Source organism: Melioribacter sulfuriphilus (assembly GCF_051488685.1).
Lineage (GTDB): Bacteria > Bacteroidota > Ignavibacteria > Ignavibacteriales > Melioribacteraceae > Melioribacter.
Genome location: NZ_JBPSEH010000007.1, coordinates 95,033 through 111,574, shown reverse-complemented (window position 1 = coordinate 111,574; position 16,542 = coordinate 95,033). Strand labels below are relative to the sequence as shown.

The window sequence follows — 16,542 nt, the reverse complement described above, 5'->3', positions numbered from 1 at the left end:
TAATTATCCGTTCAATACTCTTGTAGATTCTCTAATGATAAGTTCGGTCTCGAGTACGACTTTTTCCGGGGGCAATAAAACATTCGATTCAATATTTCTAATCAGTATTTCAGCAGCTTTTCTTCCTATTTCATGTTGAGGTGCTCTTATTGTAGTCAGCGGAACCGGATAGATGCGAGCATAATAAATATCGTCGTTACCAACAATGGAAATATCTTCTGGCACTTTTATTCGTAGTTCCTTGAGTGCCATCATTACTCCTAAAGCCTGCTGGTCGTTAAAACATACAATTGCGGTGGGATAATTTTCTTTCTTACGGTTTTTAAAATATTCGATTGTTTTTCCAAAGCTTTCTTCGAATTTCGAACCGATCGAAACGATCATATCGTCTCTTAAAATCAAAGGGCTTTCGCTGAATGCCTGTTTGAATCCTTCAATTCGTTCCTGTGTATGTGAAGACTGAGGCGGCCCAGCAAAGTGGACAATTTTTTTATGTCCACAATCAATCAGATATTTAACAGCCTTTTTTATTGCATTCTGGTTATCAATGGCCACTACATTTGCCTGAATACCTCTTACATCTTCCAGGAGGACGAAAGGATAATTAATCATCTTCAATTTAAATAAATGCTCAATTTCTGAACTTCCCTCAACAATCGGAGCAATAATTGCACCCTTAATGTCTTTAGCCGAAAACATATGAGAAAATCTAATTTCGGATTCATGGTTATTTTCGGAACTTGTAACTACAACCGAATAACCTTTTGAATTTGCATATTCTTTAACCCCTGAAGCAATTGCAGTATAGAAAGGATAATTCAAGTCTTTAATTATAATTCCGATAGCCTTATCCTGATTGCCATTTTTTAAATTACGTGCAACTCCTTTGGGTCTATAGTTAAGCTCTTTCATTATCTGGAGGATATGGTCGCGTGTTTCTGGTTTTACAGTATTCTTAGCATTAATAACAGCTGATACGGTTCCTTTAGATACCCCTGCTTTTTTGGCTACATCTACGATGGTTATTTTCTTCATTTAAGATACCTGCTCTGAGCTCCCCAAATTAAAACGGTTTAATACTCTTCTAAAACATCCAAAAATACTTTTATATCCTCATAAAATCAAATCATTTTTTGATTGAAATTCTTAAAGAGGATAAAACTTTAGTCGTTATTAAATCGTATTTTCCTACCAAATTATTCATTTTATGACACTTTTTTTATCTTTGCACGAATAATTAATAAACTAATCCGGAGGTTAACCGTATGAATAATTTTGTATATCAAAATCCTACTAAAATTATCTTTGGGCGGGAAACAATTGGAAAGATAGGGAATGAAATAAAAAATTATAATATTAAATCCGTTCTTCTTTTATATGGTAAAGGCTCTATTTTCAAAAACGGAGTTTACAATAAAGTGATTGAATCGTTAAAAGCAAATAATATCCGATATATCGAAAAAGGAGGAGTTAAACCGAATCCCATATTGAGTTTTGTGCGAGAAACAGCGAGTTATGTTAAAGAAAATAAAATCGAAGCCATTTTAGCATTAGGTGGTGGCAGTGTAATTGATTCGGCAAAAGCAATTGGTGCTGCAGCCATTTATAATGGCGATATATGGGATGCATTCGAAGGAAAAGTTCAGCTAACAAATTCCCTGCCTATATTTTCTATACTTACCCTTTCAGCAACGGGCTCTGAAATGAATGGCTACGCAGTCATAACAAATGAATCGGAGAATAAAAAGTGGGCATTTACAGCCGGATTGGCTTCGTATCCGAAAGTATCGATAATCGATCCGACAGTACAATTTACACTACCAAAAGAACAGACAGTATATGGTGCTATTGACGCGCTTTCTCATATATTTGAATTGTATTTTGATGGCACTCCAGAGACAGATTTACCGGATGAACTTGCAGAAGGCCTAATAAGAATTATTATAAAGAGTACAAAGATACTAATTGAAAAACCGGATGATTATAACGCTCGCGCAAACTTAGCATGGGCTGCCACTCTGGCATTAAATGGAATAGTCGGAGCTGGCAGAAATTATGGTGATTGGGCAACTCATTCAATCGAGCATTCGATCTCAGCGTTCTATGACATTGCTCACGGAGCTGGCCTGGCTGTTATGTTTCCTGCTTGGATGCATTATAACATTAATCTTATAAATGAAAAGCTAATTAAACTCGGTAAAAAAGTATTCAGTGAAGATATAAATGAAGGTACACAGACAATAAAACAAATTGTAGAATATTATAAGTTGATTGGAGCACCGGTAAAACTAACAGATTTCGGTATTAAGGAAACCGATCTTTCAAAACTTGCAGATAATGCTGCATTACAAGCACCACTCGGCACATTGAGGAAATTGGAGCGGAATGACATTTATCAAATTTATGCAATTGCTTTAAAAGGCGAATATTAAAAAATGGGCTGTCCCATTATAATGCGACAGCCCATATAAATTTAGTTACCGTTCAATAAATTATCGACCGCATTAACGAGGAAGATATACTCGGCACAAATATCAACTACATATTCATTCTCGCCCCAGAGGAAAGGCCAGTCCTCTTTGTTTTCGGGAAAGTCCGGTTTCAACATTAATAATCCAGGAACAACACCGCCGGCAATAAAAGTAAAATCAGCCCTATTTCCTCCATAAGCCACTTTTTTTGAGTGAACTCCTACTGCCGAAACAAAGGAAATGTTCGATGAAGGATGAAGGCCGTAAATATAATTCAATCCTCTGAATGTATATTCGGGACTCATAATCTCGGGGAATGCTCTATTGACATGATAATTTGTGATTGCCCAGCTTATTAATTCATGGTTGCCTGCCCAGGGGCGCCTTCCAATTAATACTCCGTATGGATTTTCCTTAAAGAATTCGTCACACTCCGCTTTATATTTTTGTACGTACGGAACGAGCTTTTCTTTATACTGATCGTTGAAAAATGGAATGGCTTTTACAGCAGGTTCGATATAAAGAATACGTGATAAATCGAGAGCATCCCAAATCAGCTGTTCAAATCGTTCTTTATATTTATTATTGCCGGTTGAAATCAACAATTGCAATGCTGCATCGATTTCACTTTTAATTCTGTTCAATGCAAACCTGCCGGAATCTTTTATTTCCCAGCCAGATTCATTATGTTCTTTAATCCATGCATTTTCTGCTATCGACAATGCTTCACTGGCAAGCGAATCATTGAATCCTTTCAGGGCTCTGTATGCAGCAGCCAATGCAGCTATTGAGGAATAATTCAATGCAGTATCTTTACCTGTAAATGCCCACCTGTCGTCATTAACTCCACTGTATTTGCCATCATTTTCATTAACACCCATCTCGGGGTTATAGATCAAATTGTCTGTCATAGTAGATGGATCACCGAGATGGTGATATTGATGAAGATTTGGCACAACAATCCCTCTAAAGGCATGCCCGACAGATTTATGTTGAGCTACAAGTTGTAGCGTGCCGTGTTCAATCTGTTGCAACAAATCGGGTTTCCCGTCGGGATGATGAATATCAGTATATTTAATTTTTTGATCGATATAAGTTTGATCCCTGTCAATTTGAAACTTTTCCCAGCTATCGACAAAGCTCATTATTGCGGTACAATGATGCCCAGTTTGAATGTCAAAGTCACCCGCATCGAACCAACCACCAACATCGAGTCCTGGAATATGTTCGCCGGGTTTGTATTTAGTATCTGTACTGGGTCCCATACGGTAGCCATCAAAATGGACATGATTAACGGGAGCCTGTCGCGCATCGTCCCGGCTGGGTAAGCCATGCCATACTCTGTAAGCTTCGTTGACAAACATATGGTCCATCTGGACAGGGAACCATACATCCAGCGTAGCATGCCAAGCTGATTTATAAACATCCTTGCTTATCGGGAAAGGTTTGGTTGTTAATTCTCCATATTTAATACAGTATAATCCGCTTTCCTTAATGTCACTAAAATCAAAAGTAACATATTTATACCTGAGGAACTCACCCCATTGTTCAACTTTCTTTTCTAAGGCGAGGTTTGTATTTCCACTTTCGTCAATTTTATAAAGAGCAGCTTTTTCAAGTGGTGTATCGTTATTATCCAGTTCGATAACAGCAATTTTATTCTGATCGGGGTGATATCCAACTTGAGAATACGTAATTACTGGTTCACGTATCCAATCCTTGATTGAATTTGCTTTTAAGAACCATTTTAAAACTACTCCACTCTTATTTGCAGGCAATAACGACCTTACAACATACCAGCCATTTTGAGCCAAGTTTCTGCCGTCAAAAAGCATTAGCTTCTCCGTAAGCGATTTAATAGTTACTTGGCGTTCAGGATCTTCAGGAGCGAGAACAATAACCTTACCCTCAGCAATCGGCAATGGTTCGATAAATTCTCTGCGTCCCCTGTCGTCAAAAGTAGAATGGCCTGCAAATTGTGGAATTTTTTCTTCGATTGATTTGACTTTAACCGGACCGGTCGGATACAAAGGAAAAACTCCAGGCTTACCGTCAATTAAATAGGTTTTTTCAAAATAAGCCGAAGGTAAAAATTCCATATTAAAACCGGCGTGCCCTACTAATTTTTCGGGTAAAGGTTCGTCCAAAATTACTTCTATAAGAACACCGTCTTCGTACGCTTCGACCTTTACTCTGGAATTAAAGTCGAACTCATTGTATCTCAGTAAGACTTCTATTGCGTTATTCTCTCTATCTACTTTTCTCTCAACAACCATCGGTATCTGGTCCCACTGTTCTGGTGTGGGCTGAAGACGCACAGCACCTCCTGTAGCAGTTCTGACTCCATGATGGATCAATTCGATACCTGCGGTTTTTTCGTCAAAAAAGTAGCCTGTATATTGATTGCTGAAAACCAATAAATTCACACCACGAGTTTCAAAATATTCTTTTTCATTGATTTTCAATGTCTGAGACCATAGTGTAAATTGACTTAAAAATAACATCGCCATAAGAAGAAATAATTTTTTCATTTTACCTCTCCAGTTATTATTTATTGCAAGTTGCTCTCCATGCACCAAGAGTTATAACTAAATAGAAAAATAAACCTACCATAAAAGACACTGCAAATCCAAACGTCATTGATAAGATTACAGCTAAGACTGAGCCTGTTACGGACATAATACCATTAATACCATACAACCACGGGATGTAGTTTGAAAGACTATTTTGTTTAAGTAACTGAATTCCTGTGGGAAACGGGAAGCCAAGTAGAAAAGCTAAAGGTAGTAATAAAATAAAAATTACTAAAGCCCGATAAAATAGACTTAATTCAACTACTCCACTCAGTATTGAAGAATAAGTTGTGAATAATAATATTCCATATGCGATAATCAGTAAAGAGATAATAATTAAACGATGATAAATTTTTTCTTTGATTATCTTATGACTGTAAAAACTTCCTAATCCCATTCCAATCAACATAGATGAGAGCAAAACAGATAACGATATCGTAGGGACACCCAGATAAAGAATTAATTTTTGAAACAAAGCAATTTCAATAATCATAAAACCTGCTCCTATGCAAACAAAAAGCAGAAGCGCGAAAAGAAGCACTGTCCGATTTATTTTTTCTTTATTATTTCGGATTACTTTAACTAAGGGAATAGTTATAAATAGGAAACCGATAATCAAGATTCCTAAAAAAAGATTCTCAAAATCATCGGGTACACCGCGGTTTATCTTATAAAAGAATGGACTGTCGTCTCGTACAGGAGATATATCATATTTATCATTTTTTATTAAATCATCAACAGAATAGGTATTCTCTTTGATTGCCAGCAAGAATTGATTTTCTGGCGATTTTTCTAACTTATCCCAACTGTATGGAAGATAAGTTACCTGCGGTAAACTACGAGGAATTTTTTGCGCGGTATTTTTGATATCATTTATTTCTTCTTGTGAAAATGCCATTTTTTTTATTACAAGAGTAGGTGCATAATCCTGTCCAATTATAACAAAGTGATTTAACGCAGCCTGATTATCAATACCCATTTCTTCAAACGCATAGAGTGCTGTAACCAATAGTCGGATTAATTCCCATCTGTTATGTAACGTAAAAATCAACTTACCGGATAAGGATAGTTTGTTTAAATAATCTTTTATAGCTTCTACTGTAAGTAAATAGTTTTCGTTTGATGCAAGGTTATCAATATTTTGTAATTGTTCTGTGGAAGGTAGGGCCATTACTATTATGTCGAAATATTCATCAGTGCGCTTAATAAAGTTACGCCCTTCATCTACTTTAATAGTGACATTATCAAAATCGGTATAAATACCACCGTTGTAGTCTTTATAATCTTTGACAATCTGAACAAAATCTGAATTAACTTCAACTCCGTATATATTTTTAACTCCCTCGATTAAACCTATTAAAATTTCCTTTCCTCCCCCAGGTCCTATTACAAGCATCTTATTTTTTTCATTCTCTTTGAGAAATAAAAAAGGAATTGAAGTGGAATGTTGTACCAAGAGTTTGCCAAGTTTACTACCGGGATTTTTAACATCGCCATTAAAGCGGTACATTTGCGAGCCTGCTGAACCGTCCACAAATAATTGTTTAACTATATCTTGATTATTGTACCTAACTAGATCCGAACGACCGTTGATGCTCCATCTGCTTTCTTCAATTTCGGAAATATATTTTGCGTCTGGATAAACAAAATAAAAATCTTTTTCGGGATAATATCCTATCGGAATTTCCCCGAGCAGTTTAGCTTCTCTATTAATAAGAAGCAGCACCACGAACAATAATAAAAAGATGTTACTCAATAGTTTACCCTTCGGAGATAATTTACCGGGTAATATATTTATCGTTGTCAACAGCAATACTACAGAAATGAACAATACACTATTTGGAGCTCCGAGATAATCAAGAAGGATAATTGATATTGCCGCACCAATGGCTGCTCCAGCCAGATCATAGGCATATAATCGAAAACCCTCTAATGAAAATACTTTATAAATTTGTGAATAAATAATACCAGCCAATAGAAATGGTATGGTTTGCAGCAAGAAGTAAAAATATGGATTAGTTATTTTGAAGAGCGTTATCAATAAGATAAACAGTATAAGAAAAAGGCTCAAAGTTACAATCAACTTTTTCAATAATAAAATAATTTCTTCTGCATCGTTTTTCTTAATCTTATAATGTGCATATATACTTCCCAGGCCAATACCTAACATAGCAAGCGATAGGATTAAGAATGCATAGTTGCTGACGAAAATTACTGATGATATACGAGTCGATACTATTTCGAAGCTGATTATCGAGATAGAAAGTGCTAACAAAATGAAGTAAATTCTTTTACCTTTCATTGTGCTCCAGGAAATGAGATACGACTATTTTTATTTTTTTTAATTAGCCTATTTAACTCCACTGCTTCTTTGTTGTGCGGGTTTAGCCTTAAGGATTTATTAATATAAACAGTGGCTGAGTCGAAATTATTTTTTTTATAAAAAGCTAATGCCAGATTATATAAAATAACCGAGTTACCAGGCTCCGATTTATCAGCCAGTTTCAAATATCTGATTGCATTGTCGTAGTTGCCGATATAGAGAGCCATCAATCCGTTTCTACGTGGTGTATAATCGTTTAGATTAATTTTATTTTGTGCATAAAAAAATCTTAGAGCACCGTCGAGATCTTTTAGAATTGGATATTGATAAATAATTACATCCATATATTTAAGGTAGTCTTTAATTTCATCTCTTCTAAGATGATAAGTCGCTGCTATTAAGTGCGCATCGACCCATGATATCTTGTTTTCAATTCTTGCTGCGGCAATTGAATCGATGAAATCTTTTGGATTCAATATTCGCATTAAATCATGCTGATTAAATTTTCCTCTCCTTTTTTGGGTAAAAGGCCAATCCGACTTTAACAGTTTTACATAATAAATACCCAATACAGAATCCAATGGAGTGAAAACAAAATTTGCCAGTGTGATGCTGTCCTGTTTCTCATATGGAAATTGTTCTTTGCCGAGCGAATTCAAGTAACCGTATTTGTACATATAATCATAAAATGATTTTCCTATCAATTGATAACCCTGCAAATTCGGGTGCAGGTGATCAACAAAGAGATTGTCACCAACTATTTTAAAGGGACTCACGCTGTTAAATACTGAATCAAGAGGTACAACAGCAACTTTATATTTATTTCCGAGCTGATCAATAACTTCATTCAATGCCTGAGGAGCCCGAAATCTGAGAGCGTCCAGGTCTTTAGCCAGCACAAATAACGATTCGGCTTTTGAAAAATTATTTTTTTCCAATTCCTTTTTTGCATTTTCATAAATTTCGATGGCAGTTTTATTTCCACGATATTTTATTGACGCAAAAGGTTTTTGGTCCTTCAAATTACATACAAGCTTTCCTAATATTACAGGTGTTCCTTTTTCTTTGGCTAATTGTAAAATTTCATCTAAATTATTTCTGAACTGTTCCACGCCTTTAAAATACTCTTCTGAATCGATCGGGATTAACTTATTTTCTGCAATTTCCGACATAAGAGTGCCACGCGACTTTCTATCATCTGAAGAAAATAAGGATAGTATTGAATTGACTGCATCTCTCAACAATTGTGTTGTTTTGAATTTATTTAGAAATAGCATCAACTTAACCAGATTCCGAGATGTACCGAACGACTCAACGGAACCAACGCCCAGAGCACCGTAGTATTCATTATGTCCAGCATAGATCAATATTAAGTCCGGTTTTTGTTCCAATACTCCTGGTAATAAATCCAGAATCGTATATGAATTGACTGCTGTCATACTGATATTGACAATTTCAATTTTCGCCTGAGGATATACAAGCTCCAATCTTTTGCGAATATAACGTGAAAAAGCTCCCATCGGATTAAAGGGGTAACCCTGGGCACTGCTTCCGCCCAGCACAAACACTCTAAACGCATCTGGCTTTTTATGGAGGTCAAACATATCTTCAATTGTATTCGGAACAAAATTGCCACTCGGGAAATATCTTCTGCCAATTTCTGGATTAATTATAAGCTTGTCGTTGCCGGCATCGACCCATTGTTCCAGATTATATCCGTAATCAAAGGCTCTGAGTGATAATTCTAATAGAACTAAAAATATAATCGGAATAGCTACAAGGATTACGTAAAACCATTTAGGATACTTATGTGATGATGAATTTAATATTTCTTTGATTTCTTTTATGGAAAGATTATACTTTTTAGATAGCTGTTCGGGAGTAAAATTTTTACTATCCGCTAATACCTTCTTTTGAATGTATTTTTTATTGTCCAAATTATTCACAGATTATTATTCTACAATCTAACGGATTTTTTTACAATAAAACAGTTCATCACTTAAATCTGAATAAATTTTTTCAGTAGAAAAAAGATTAAATGAGTTATGAAATGCCGTCGATTAATTTTTTCAATACCTTTTCGTTAACCACAGGATTGTATTTTTTCATTAAATATTTTTCAACCTCTTGTTTAATCTCATTTCTGTGATAATTTTTATAGTCTTCAATGACTGAACCTTTGGCTTCTTCAAAAGTTAATTGCTTTTCTGGTCTGATTTTATAGCACTTAATAAGGGCATACTTTTTTTGATTTTCTTCTGTAAATTCAATTGGTTTTGTAACTTCCAGTTCATTTAATGTGAATGCTACCTTTCCAAATAAAGGTTTTTCTTCTTTTTGTAAAGACCTAATTTCTCCGTTACGTTCTTTAATATACGTCTTTACCAGATAGGCACTTTTAACTTTTTCAAATGGAATTCCGTCATTAATTTTTTTATAAGCCTCTTCAGCTTCTTCTTTTGAAGTAAAGACCATAACTAAAATATTTCTTTTTTCAAGCTGGTAATATAAATCGTTCTGGTGCTTTAAGTAGAAATCGTAAATAGCCCCATCCGTAGCCGGCGGGATTTTCGATTCAATTACTGCCTGATTGTATAGATAAACTATTTGATTCTTTAATACAATATCGTCTGTAAATGCATTGAAAATTTTTTCTTTTAGGTTCAGGCGCTCAGCTTTCTTTACAATCATATCTGTTCTCACAGCTTCAAGCAGAAAATTCTTCAATATTTCAATTGTAATATTTCCATTATTGTTAAGAATCAGAATGTTGTCTAACAGATAAACAAACTTTTTGTAATCAACCGAAAGATCGTCATACTTTAAAATGATTTTGTTATTCCCTTTTTTAATTTCTTCTGAGATTACTTGTGAATATTTGTCTTTATAAAAATCAGGTGTATTTGACCAGGAAGCAATTTGTTCTAAGGCAGTAGTATCCCAGCATACTTTATTTTCATCGATTAATTTCATTTTGTCATTTTCAAATTCCTCGTATGCAGGTGCGTAAGAAATATTTTTCAGGTACGTTGAAATTTCATTTTTAGCAACATCGTAAGGTTCTACAGTCACATGTTTTACTTCCGTAATTTCAACTATTTTAAGAGAACTAGGTGTATTTATTATTCGCACATCTCCTTCATTTAATTTAAATACGACATTTGCTACCGGATCAAGGAGTGCTTGTTTCCAATCGACTTGCTGAGTAATTGGATTGTTATTCGAGGAATATTTTTTAATTAGTTCGTTAAAATCTTTCCCGTTTTCGATTTCCAATTTTATCTGTATGGCTTTCTTCTCTAACGAATCGAGTTGCTGCTGTGCAATGTTCTCACTCTTTATTAGTTCTATTTGTCTATAAACGACTTTTCTACCTATCGTGTTATAAACATTTTTCACTGCTTCTTCAGTAGTGTATTTATTTAGGTACTGAGATTTGAAGTATTCTGTAACCAATCCTTCATTTACTATACGGCTTATACTTTTGATTAAATTAGTATCGTTTCCCAAACCTCTATCAAAAAAGTCCATCCTTTTTAACTGATTAATCAGCATATCATGTAGAGCATTACGATATACATCTTCTCTATTTTTATATTTTTTGTCATATAACCAATCGACTATATATTTATTTAGTTCAGAAATAGTAAAAGTATATTTATCGGCATATGTTACAACAATTGAGTCGTTTGAGGAAAATGTAAATGCTGATATGCTGCCACTGAGTAAAATTGCCCCCACTGCTAAAAGAAATAAGTATCTAAAATAACGCATAAATTTTCTCCTGTTCGGGAATCGATATGACGACTTTCAAAAACGCTGACTAATTATTTGATAATGTGAATTTAATAAAAATAAAACCCCGATAAAAATTATCGGGGTTTTACGATTAGAAAGTTATTATTATTTGATCAACATCATTTTCTTGGACAGTTTATAATTATCAGTCTGTAAGGTGTAGATATACAAGCCGCTGGCAAGATTGGAAGCATCAAATGTAACTTCGTATTTCTGTGCAGTTTTGTAACCTTCAACCAGAGTTGCTACTTCCTGTCCCAGAGCATTATATACCTTAAGAGTAACATTACTCGGCTCTGGTAAAGTAAAGGTAATAACCGTAGTCGGGTTGAATGGATTTGGATAATTTTGAGATAATTCGAATTGAGTCGGCATACCACCTAATTCTTTGACTGAAGTTACAGTATGACCTTCTGCCAATGCAGTAACAAGGTCAGAATAGTATTTGGAATGATTTGCAATGAAATTGGCTTTTGCATCTGGGAACCAGTTCAAATCACCAAGAGGTAATCCATCGGTACCGCCAACTTTTAGATCTGCATCACTGTAAGAAAGGTCGATAGGAATTGGCCAATCGGAATAAATGAAGTTTTCTGTTCCAGTACTGTTTACTCTCCAGAAAGGCATTACTGCTGTGCTTGTAGTATCAATAGTTGCAAGACTGAATTCTTTAAGAACATCTACCTGGTCAGTTAATAGGTCTGCGGGATTTGTAAAGTTTGGTAATTTTTCGTACCACTTACCTTCTGTTAAATATGGATAATTTGTATTATCGTCGAAAAGTGCCTTTGTACGGGCGTTCATTTTCATAGCCTGATTCATCCATGTGGTAAATCCATTAACAGCCATACTATTTGCTTCCGTTGCCAGATTTGCAACTCTAGGATCCCAGTAAACCAGGTTAGCTTCAACCAGCCACTTTCTAGGGACTTGCTCCATACTCTCTGGTAGAACAGCAACGTCGATAATGCCCTGTGGTTGACCGTCATAAGCTTGTTCCGATAGATCTTCTGTCATATTGGGTCTGAAAGGTTGTACGTTACTATTAACAAAAATGTTATTGGCAACGATAGCGTTACTTTGAACACCCTGAGTTTCAAAAATTACGTTCGAACAATTGATGAAAGTATTATGATTTACGTAGATAAATTTAATAGGATAATTTCTGAATTTATAAATATAACCTTGAGCCATAACGTGAGTATTGTTTTCGACGTAGATAGTATCCGTATTATTATCTACGTTATCGTATACACCTCCATTACGACGGCATGCACGCCCACTCATATTGACAAAATAGTTGTCTTTGAAATATAGCCTCGTACCCGAATTAGCATTAGACTGAACAAAAACCCACCAGTTATGCTCCATCATGTTATTTTGAAAAACAACTTTACGGTCTGAAGCACCAGAGTTAAAAAATGCCCAGCCATAGGTTCCATCTGGAGCACCGCAAATAATACTCGTATTTTTTACAGTTAAATCATGACTCCATGTTATACCGCCTGGACTGGAGCCACCCTCGTCGGAATATCCGGATATAATCGGCGGTGCAGCTTGTCTTTGAACCAGAATGTCATCATCTTCTCCAACAATTACCGTTGGCCTGTCAGCAGGAGTTGTAAGAGTAGCAGATAGAGGATACCAGCCAGCCGTCTTGAGCATGTAAACTCTGCCTGCAGGAGCCTCGGTGTCTAAGGTTATAGCATTAGTAAGCGAGTTAGCCTCGTTTAAGTCGTAAAAGTCTTTGATAACAAGAGTATCGCCCCTTACTTCTTCGACATAATCCATAAGGCTTTGAGCAAAAGAAGAAGAATACGAGAGCAGCAATAGAGTTAAGAAATAGAAAAATAATTTCTTCATAGCATGCCTCCTAATAATTAGTTGTATGATTAAATAACTTCCCCATGGTATTCATTTTTTACACCAACATATAAGGCACATTAGAGTGTGTACCTTAAGTTAAGTTCGAATACCCTTGGTGAATATAACGTGGATGCTTCGTTATCAAAAATAGGACCGTCCACTGTCCTTCGGAATTTTCTATAATTTTTTATTGGATTATGGAATATATTAATACCACTCAAAGATATACTTAAGCCTTCGATAGGCAGTTGTTGCTTAATTGTGAAATCCCATTTGTAGATATTCCCCGTGAATTGGTCTTCTTCTGGTCTCTGGCCTACAGAAGTAATTACATTCCCCTGCATATTGAAAGAAATACGTCCGGAAAATCCTTTATAGTCAATACCGAGCGCAATATTCAATATATCGTCACCCTGATTAATCAAACGAGCGGTTCTTATTGTATCCGTAGTCACATAATTTTCTCTGAATTTTTTTCTGCCGGTAATTGGATCAATATATTCTTCGCGGATTACTTGATTAATTAGTTGTTGATAATCCATTTCAGACCATACTCTTGTATAGTTGATATTCAAAACGAGCGAATTAAACGGTTCCGGCAAATACCAGAAGTTTGTTTGCCAGTCAAACTCAAGACCTTTTATTTTTGCTGGATCAGGATTGTTAATATATGTATCAACTCTATCCGATCTTGCAGGAGGAGTAATTCCCTGAGATACCCAGAATAAAGAGTCAGGGAAACTAACACCATAATAAGAAAGATTTTGATAGTAGATATTAGTCTGGAAGAATACATCATGAATTTCTTTATAAAATCCTCCAACTGTAAACAAACCAATTTGGTTGTTATAAAATGACAAATAGAGGTCGTAATTTGTCGATACTGCAGGTTTTAAATAGGGATTTCCTGCACGACTTGTAAGACCGGGTGAGAAGTAAACATTTGGAAGTATTGCCCGGAAATCGGGTCGTGATATTGTTTTTGAATAAGCCAATCTTATATCAGCCCAATTAGTAAACTTGTAACGAATTTGAGCGTTGGGGAAAAAGTTGTTATCATTTCTGTCAACCGTATGGAGAGTATCAATAATTCTACCATTTCCGTCAACGGGATGCGTTACATAAAAATTAGTAGCATTATAGTTCATGTTGTAATACTCGTATCTGCCACCCAATATCATTGATAGTTTCGTTCCAAGATTTAAAGTGCCCATTAAATATCCTGCTGAGAAAATTTCAGCACCACTGAAATCATCCGAAACTGTCCCATCTTTATGAACAGCTTGCCCCCACCCTGAACGTGCTCTTGTATAGAAGTCGTCAAGCATTCCGATGTTAAATGCATAGTTATAGGGGTGATCGCCATTCAAGAAATATTTCCCTCTTGAGTAATCTTTATTCTGAACATCGGTAAAGAGAAGTTGATTTTGGTTACTGAGTGTTTTACCCGGAATGAAATCTCTTACATTAGCATAGAAATCTTCATCGCCTGTTCGTTTGTACCAGCGATTCAGGTCATTTGAACGTGTGGTTCTGTTGAATTTACCGCCGACCTTAAAAGTTGCTGAAAATTCGGATGTAAATGAAACAGGAATAGTAACATCGAGTTGAGTATTGTATATATGTTGTTTGAAAGCCACCTCACGAATTACTGCCCAATCAGATATATCGGCTCCCTGATAGTCAGCAGGGTCAATCTCAATATTTAATATTTCGGCAGGTGTGATAGTATTTCTTAAATTAGAATATGAAATTTTATTACCATTTTCATCATAGCCAAATGGGGCACCAGCAGCATTTGCAAAATTAGTATTATCTCCAGGATCGCCATATCTTATATCGGTGTTGCGATCACTAAATGAATGAGAAAGCGTAAATTCTCCTTTTATATCGCCGAAATTATATTCTAACTGAAGCGCATTGGCTAACAATGTCCTCTTGTATTTGTCTCTGTTAAGTGAATAGATAACTCTATTGTTTTGCAAGTCTAGTTGAGTATTGTGAGTTGCATTGTCGTTCAATCCCCTCGAAATAGTATTTTGAAGCAATATTTTACCGGCGGGCAATTTATAATCGAGTATTATACTTCCACCGTATGTAGATGTTATATTTTGTTGATCTGAATATGTAAAATTATTCAGACGGTAAGGAGATTCTCCGTAAGGTAAAAATTCATATCTTTCATACCCTGAGGAGATCATATCTAAACCGTCGTCAAATCTGTCAGCGTTTCCTTGAATAAAGACCCCAAGTTTATCATCGAAGTATCTGTTGCTTACGCTTGCCCAAAATCTGTAATTACCATATGTCCTATCCTGGTGATTTAAACTTCCCTGAGAAAGCATGTCGAAATGAAAACCGGAAGGAGCTTCGCGTAGTCTTAAATTGACAACGCCACCAATAGCATTTGCGTCCATATCAGGCGTTACTACTTTAACTACTTCAATACCGGCAAGCATATTGGCGGAAATAAATCCAAGATTTGTGGCGCGTGTATTGACGTCGGTTGATGGCAGTTGAATACCATTAATTAATATAAGATTCTGTTTTGCCTGAACTCCTCTTATAACAACCTGGTCGCCATTCATCAACGATAGACCTGGCAGTCTGCTCAGCGCCGTTGCTGCATCAGCGTCGGGTAATTCGTGAATTTTTTCTGCTGAGACTACATTCTTGATTGTATTAGATGTCAATTGTTGGTTGATTGCAGCTTTTTGTCCCTGTGCTTGAGCTGTAATTATAATTTCCTGACCCTCAATTGCCTGCGTTGTAAGAGCAACATCGAGCTGCACTGTTCTGTTTGCCTGAACTTCAACAGTATATACTTTGGACACATATCCAATGTAACGGAACGATACTTTATATGTGCCCGGCTCAATTTGTGCAATTACATACTTACCTTCTAAATCAGTTGCCGACCCCAAACTTGTCCCGACCAATAGAACATTTGCTCCTACTAAAGGCTCGTTCGTAGTTGAGTCGATTACGGTTCCAATAATTCGACCCTTCCCTTGAGCTTGAGTCATATTTATTGAGGTTAATAAGAATAGGATAGTAAAAATAACTTTAGAAATTATCTTCATAACACTCCCCGCTTTATTAATTATTATTTTGAAAAATTACTACTCTATAAGAATTTCTATTTTTGTTATCTAGAATAACATTTCCCTCAATACCCTATTATAAGTGATTAACCGAAATTAAACCGTTTTTTAATTGTTACAATATTCATTGTACCGTTTCAATATTATGGAAATTCGTTCAAGATGTCAAGAAAATTTTATCATTAAAACAAAGAAATTACTTAACTGTTTAAGTAGAGCAAACCTTTTGTAATCGAATAACGGATGCTTTTTACAGATGTTCAAAAATCTTATTACTCAATGCCATGTCCTGTAAGTCATGTTGATTTGAATTTTACAGCTGCAATGATTATCGAAAGAAAAAAATTTTTTTCTGAATATCTGGAAAGGATTGAATTTCAAGTCTTAAGTTTGCTCTTAAATTCTAG

8 protein-coding genes are annotated in these 16,542 nt (G+C 35.5%); 1 reads left to right on the top strand and 7 read right to left on the bottom strand.

The genetic code is table 11. The features are described 5' to 3' along the window. Positions 1-3 precede the first annotated feature (3 nt). Complete coding sequence (locus tag ACSSV9_RS10555) at positions 4-1,035, bottom strand: LacI family DNA-binding transcriptional regulator (protein ID WP_437347222.1); 1,032 nt, start codon at positions 1,033-1,035, stop codon at positions 4-6. Positions 1,036-1,265: 230 nt separating this feature from the next. Here ACSSV9_RS10555 and ACSSV9_RS10550 point away from each other — a divergent pair, with 230 nt between their 5' ends. Beyond that, on the top strand, positions 1,266-2,432 hold the full coding sequence (locus ACSSV9_RS10550; protein ID WP_437347221.1) for an iron-containing alcohol dehydrogenase: 1,167 nt from the start codon (positions 1,266-1,268) through the stop codon (positions 2,430-2,432). 41 nt (positions 2,433-2,473) lie between these two features. Here ACSSV9_RS10550 and ACSSV9_RS10545 read toward each other — a convergent pair whose 3' ends face one another. From ACSSV9_RS10545 to ACSSV9_RS10520, 6 genes are all read right to left on the bottom strand, one after another. Then, positions 2,474-5,002, bottom strand: coding sequence for a glycoside hydrolase family 9 protein (locus ACSSV9_RS10545; RefSeq protein ID WP_437347220.1), 2,529 nt, complete (start codon positions 5,000-5,002; stop codon positions 2,474-2,476). Positions 5,003-5,018: 16 nt separating this feature from the next. After that, positions 5,019-7,346: a spermidine synthase family protein gene (locus tag ACSSV9_RS10540; RefSeq protein WP_437347219.1), complete on the bottom strand. Its 2,328-nt coding sequence runs from the start codon at positions 7,344-7,346 to the stop codon at positions 5,019-5,021. Next, positions 7,343-9,304, bottom strand: a complete 1,962-nt coding sequence (locus ACSSV9_RS10535) for a GDSL-type esterase/lipase family protein (RefSeq protein WP_437347218.1) — start codon at positions 9,302-9,304, stop codon at positions 7,343-7,345. The genes ACSSV9_RS10540 and ACSSV9_RS10535 overlap by 4 nt, the downstream gene beginning before the upstream one ends. 106 nt (positions 9,305-9,410) lie before the next feature. After that, a complete protein-coding gene (locus ACSSV9_RS10530) occupies positions 9,411-11,141 on the bottom strand; it encodes a peptidylprolyl isomerase (protein ID WP_437347217.1) in 1,731 nt (576 codons plus the stop codon). Positions 11,142-11,270: 129 nt separating this feature from the next. Then, complete coding sequence (locus ACSSV9_RS10525) at positions 11,271-13,028, bottom strand: T9SS type A sorting domain-containing protein (RefSeq protein ID WP_437347216.1); 1,758 nt, start codon at positions 13,026-13,028, stop codon at positions 11,271-11,273. Between the two features lie 80 nt (positions 13,029-13,108). Beyond that, the gene (locus ACSSV9_RS10520; RefSeq protein WP_437347215.1) at positions 13,109-16,114 is read right to left on the bottom strand and encodes a TonB-dependent receptor; all 3,006 of its coding nucleotides are present in this window, start codon (positions 16,112-16,114) and stop codon (positions 13,109-13,111) included. Positions 16,115-16,542 lie beyond the last annotated feature (428 nt).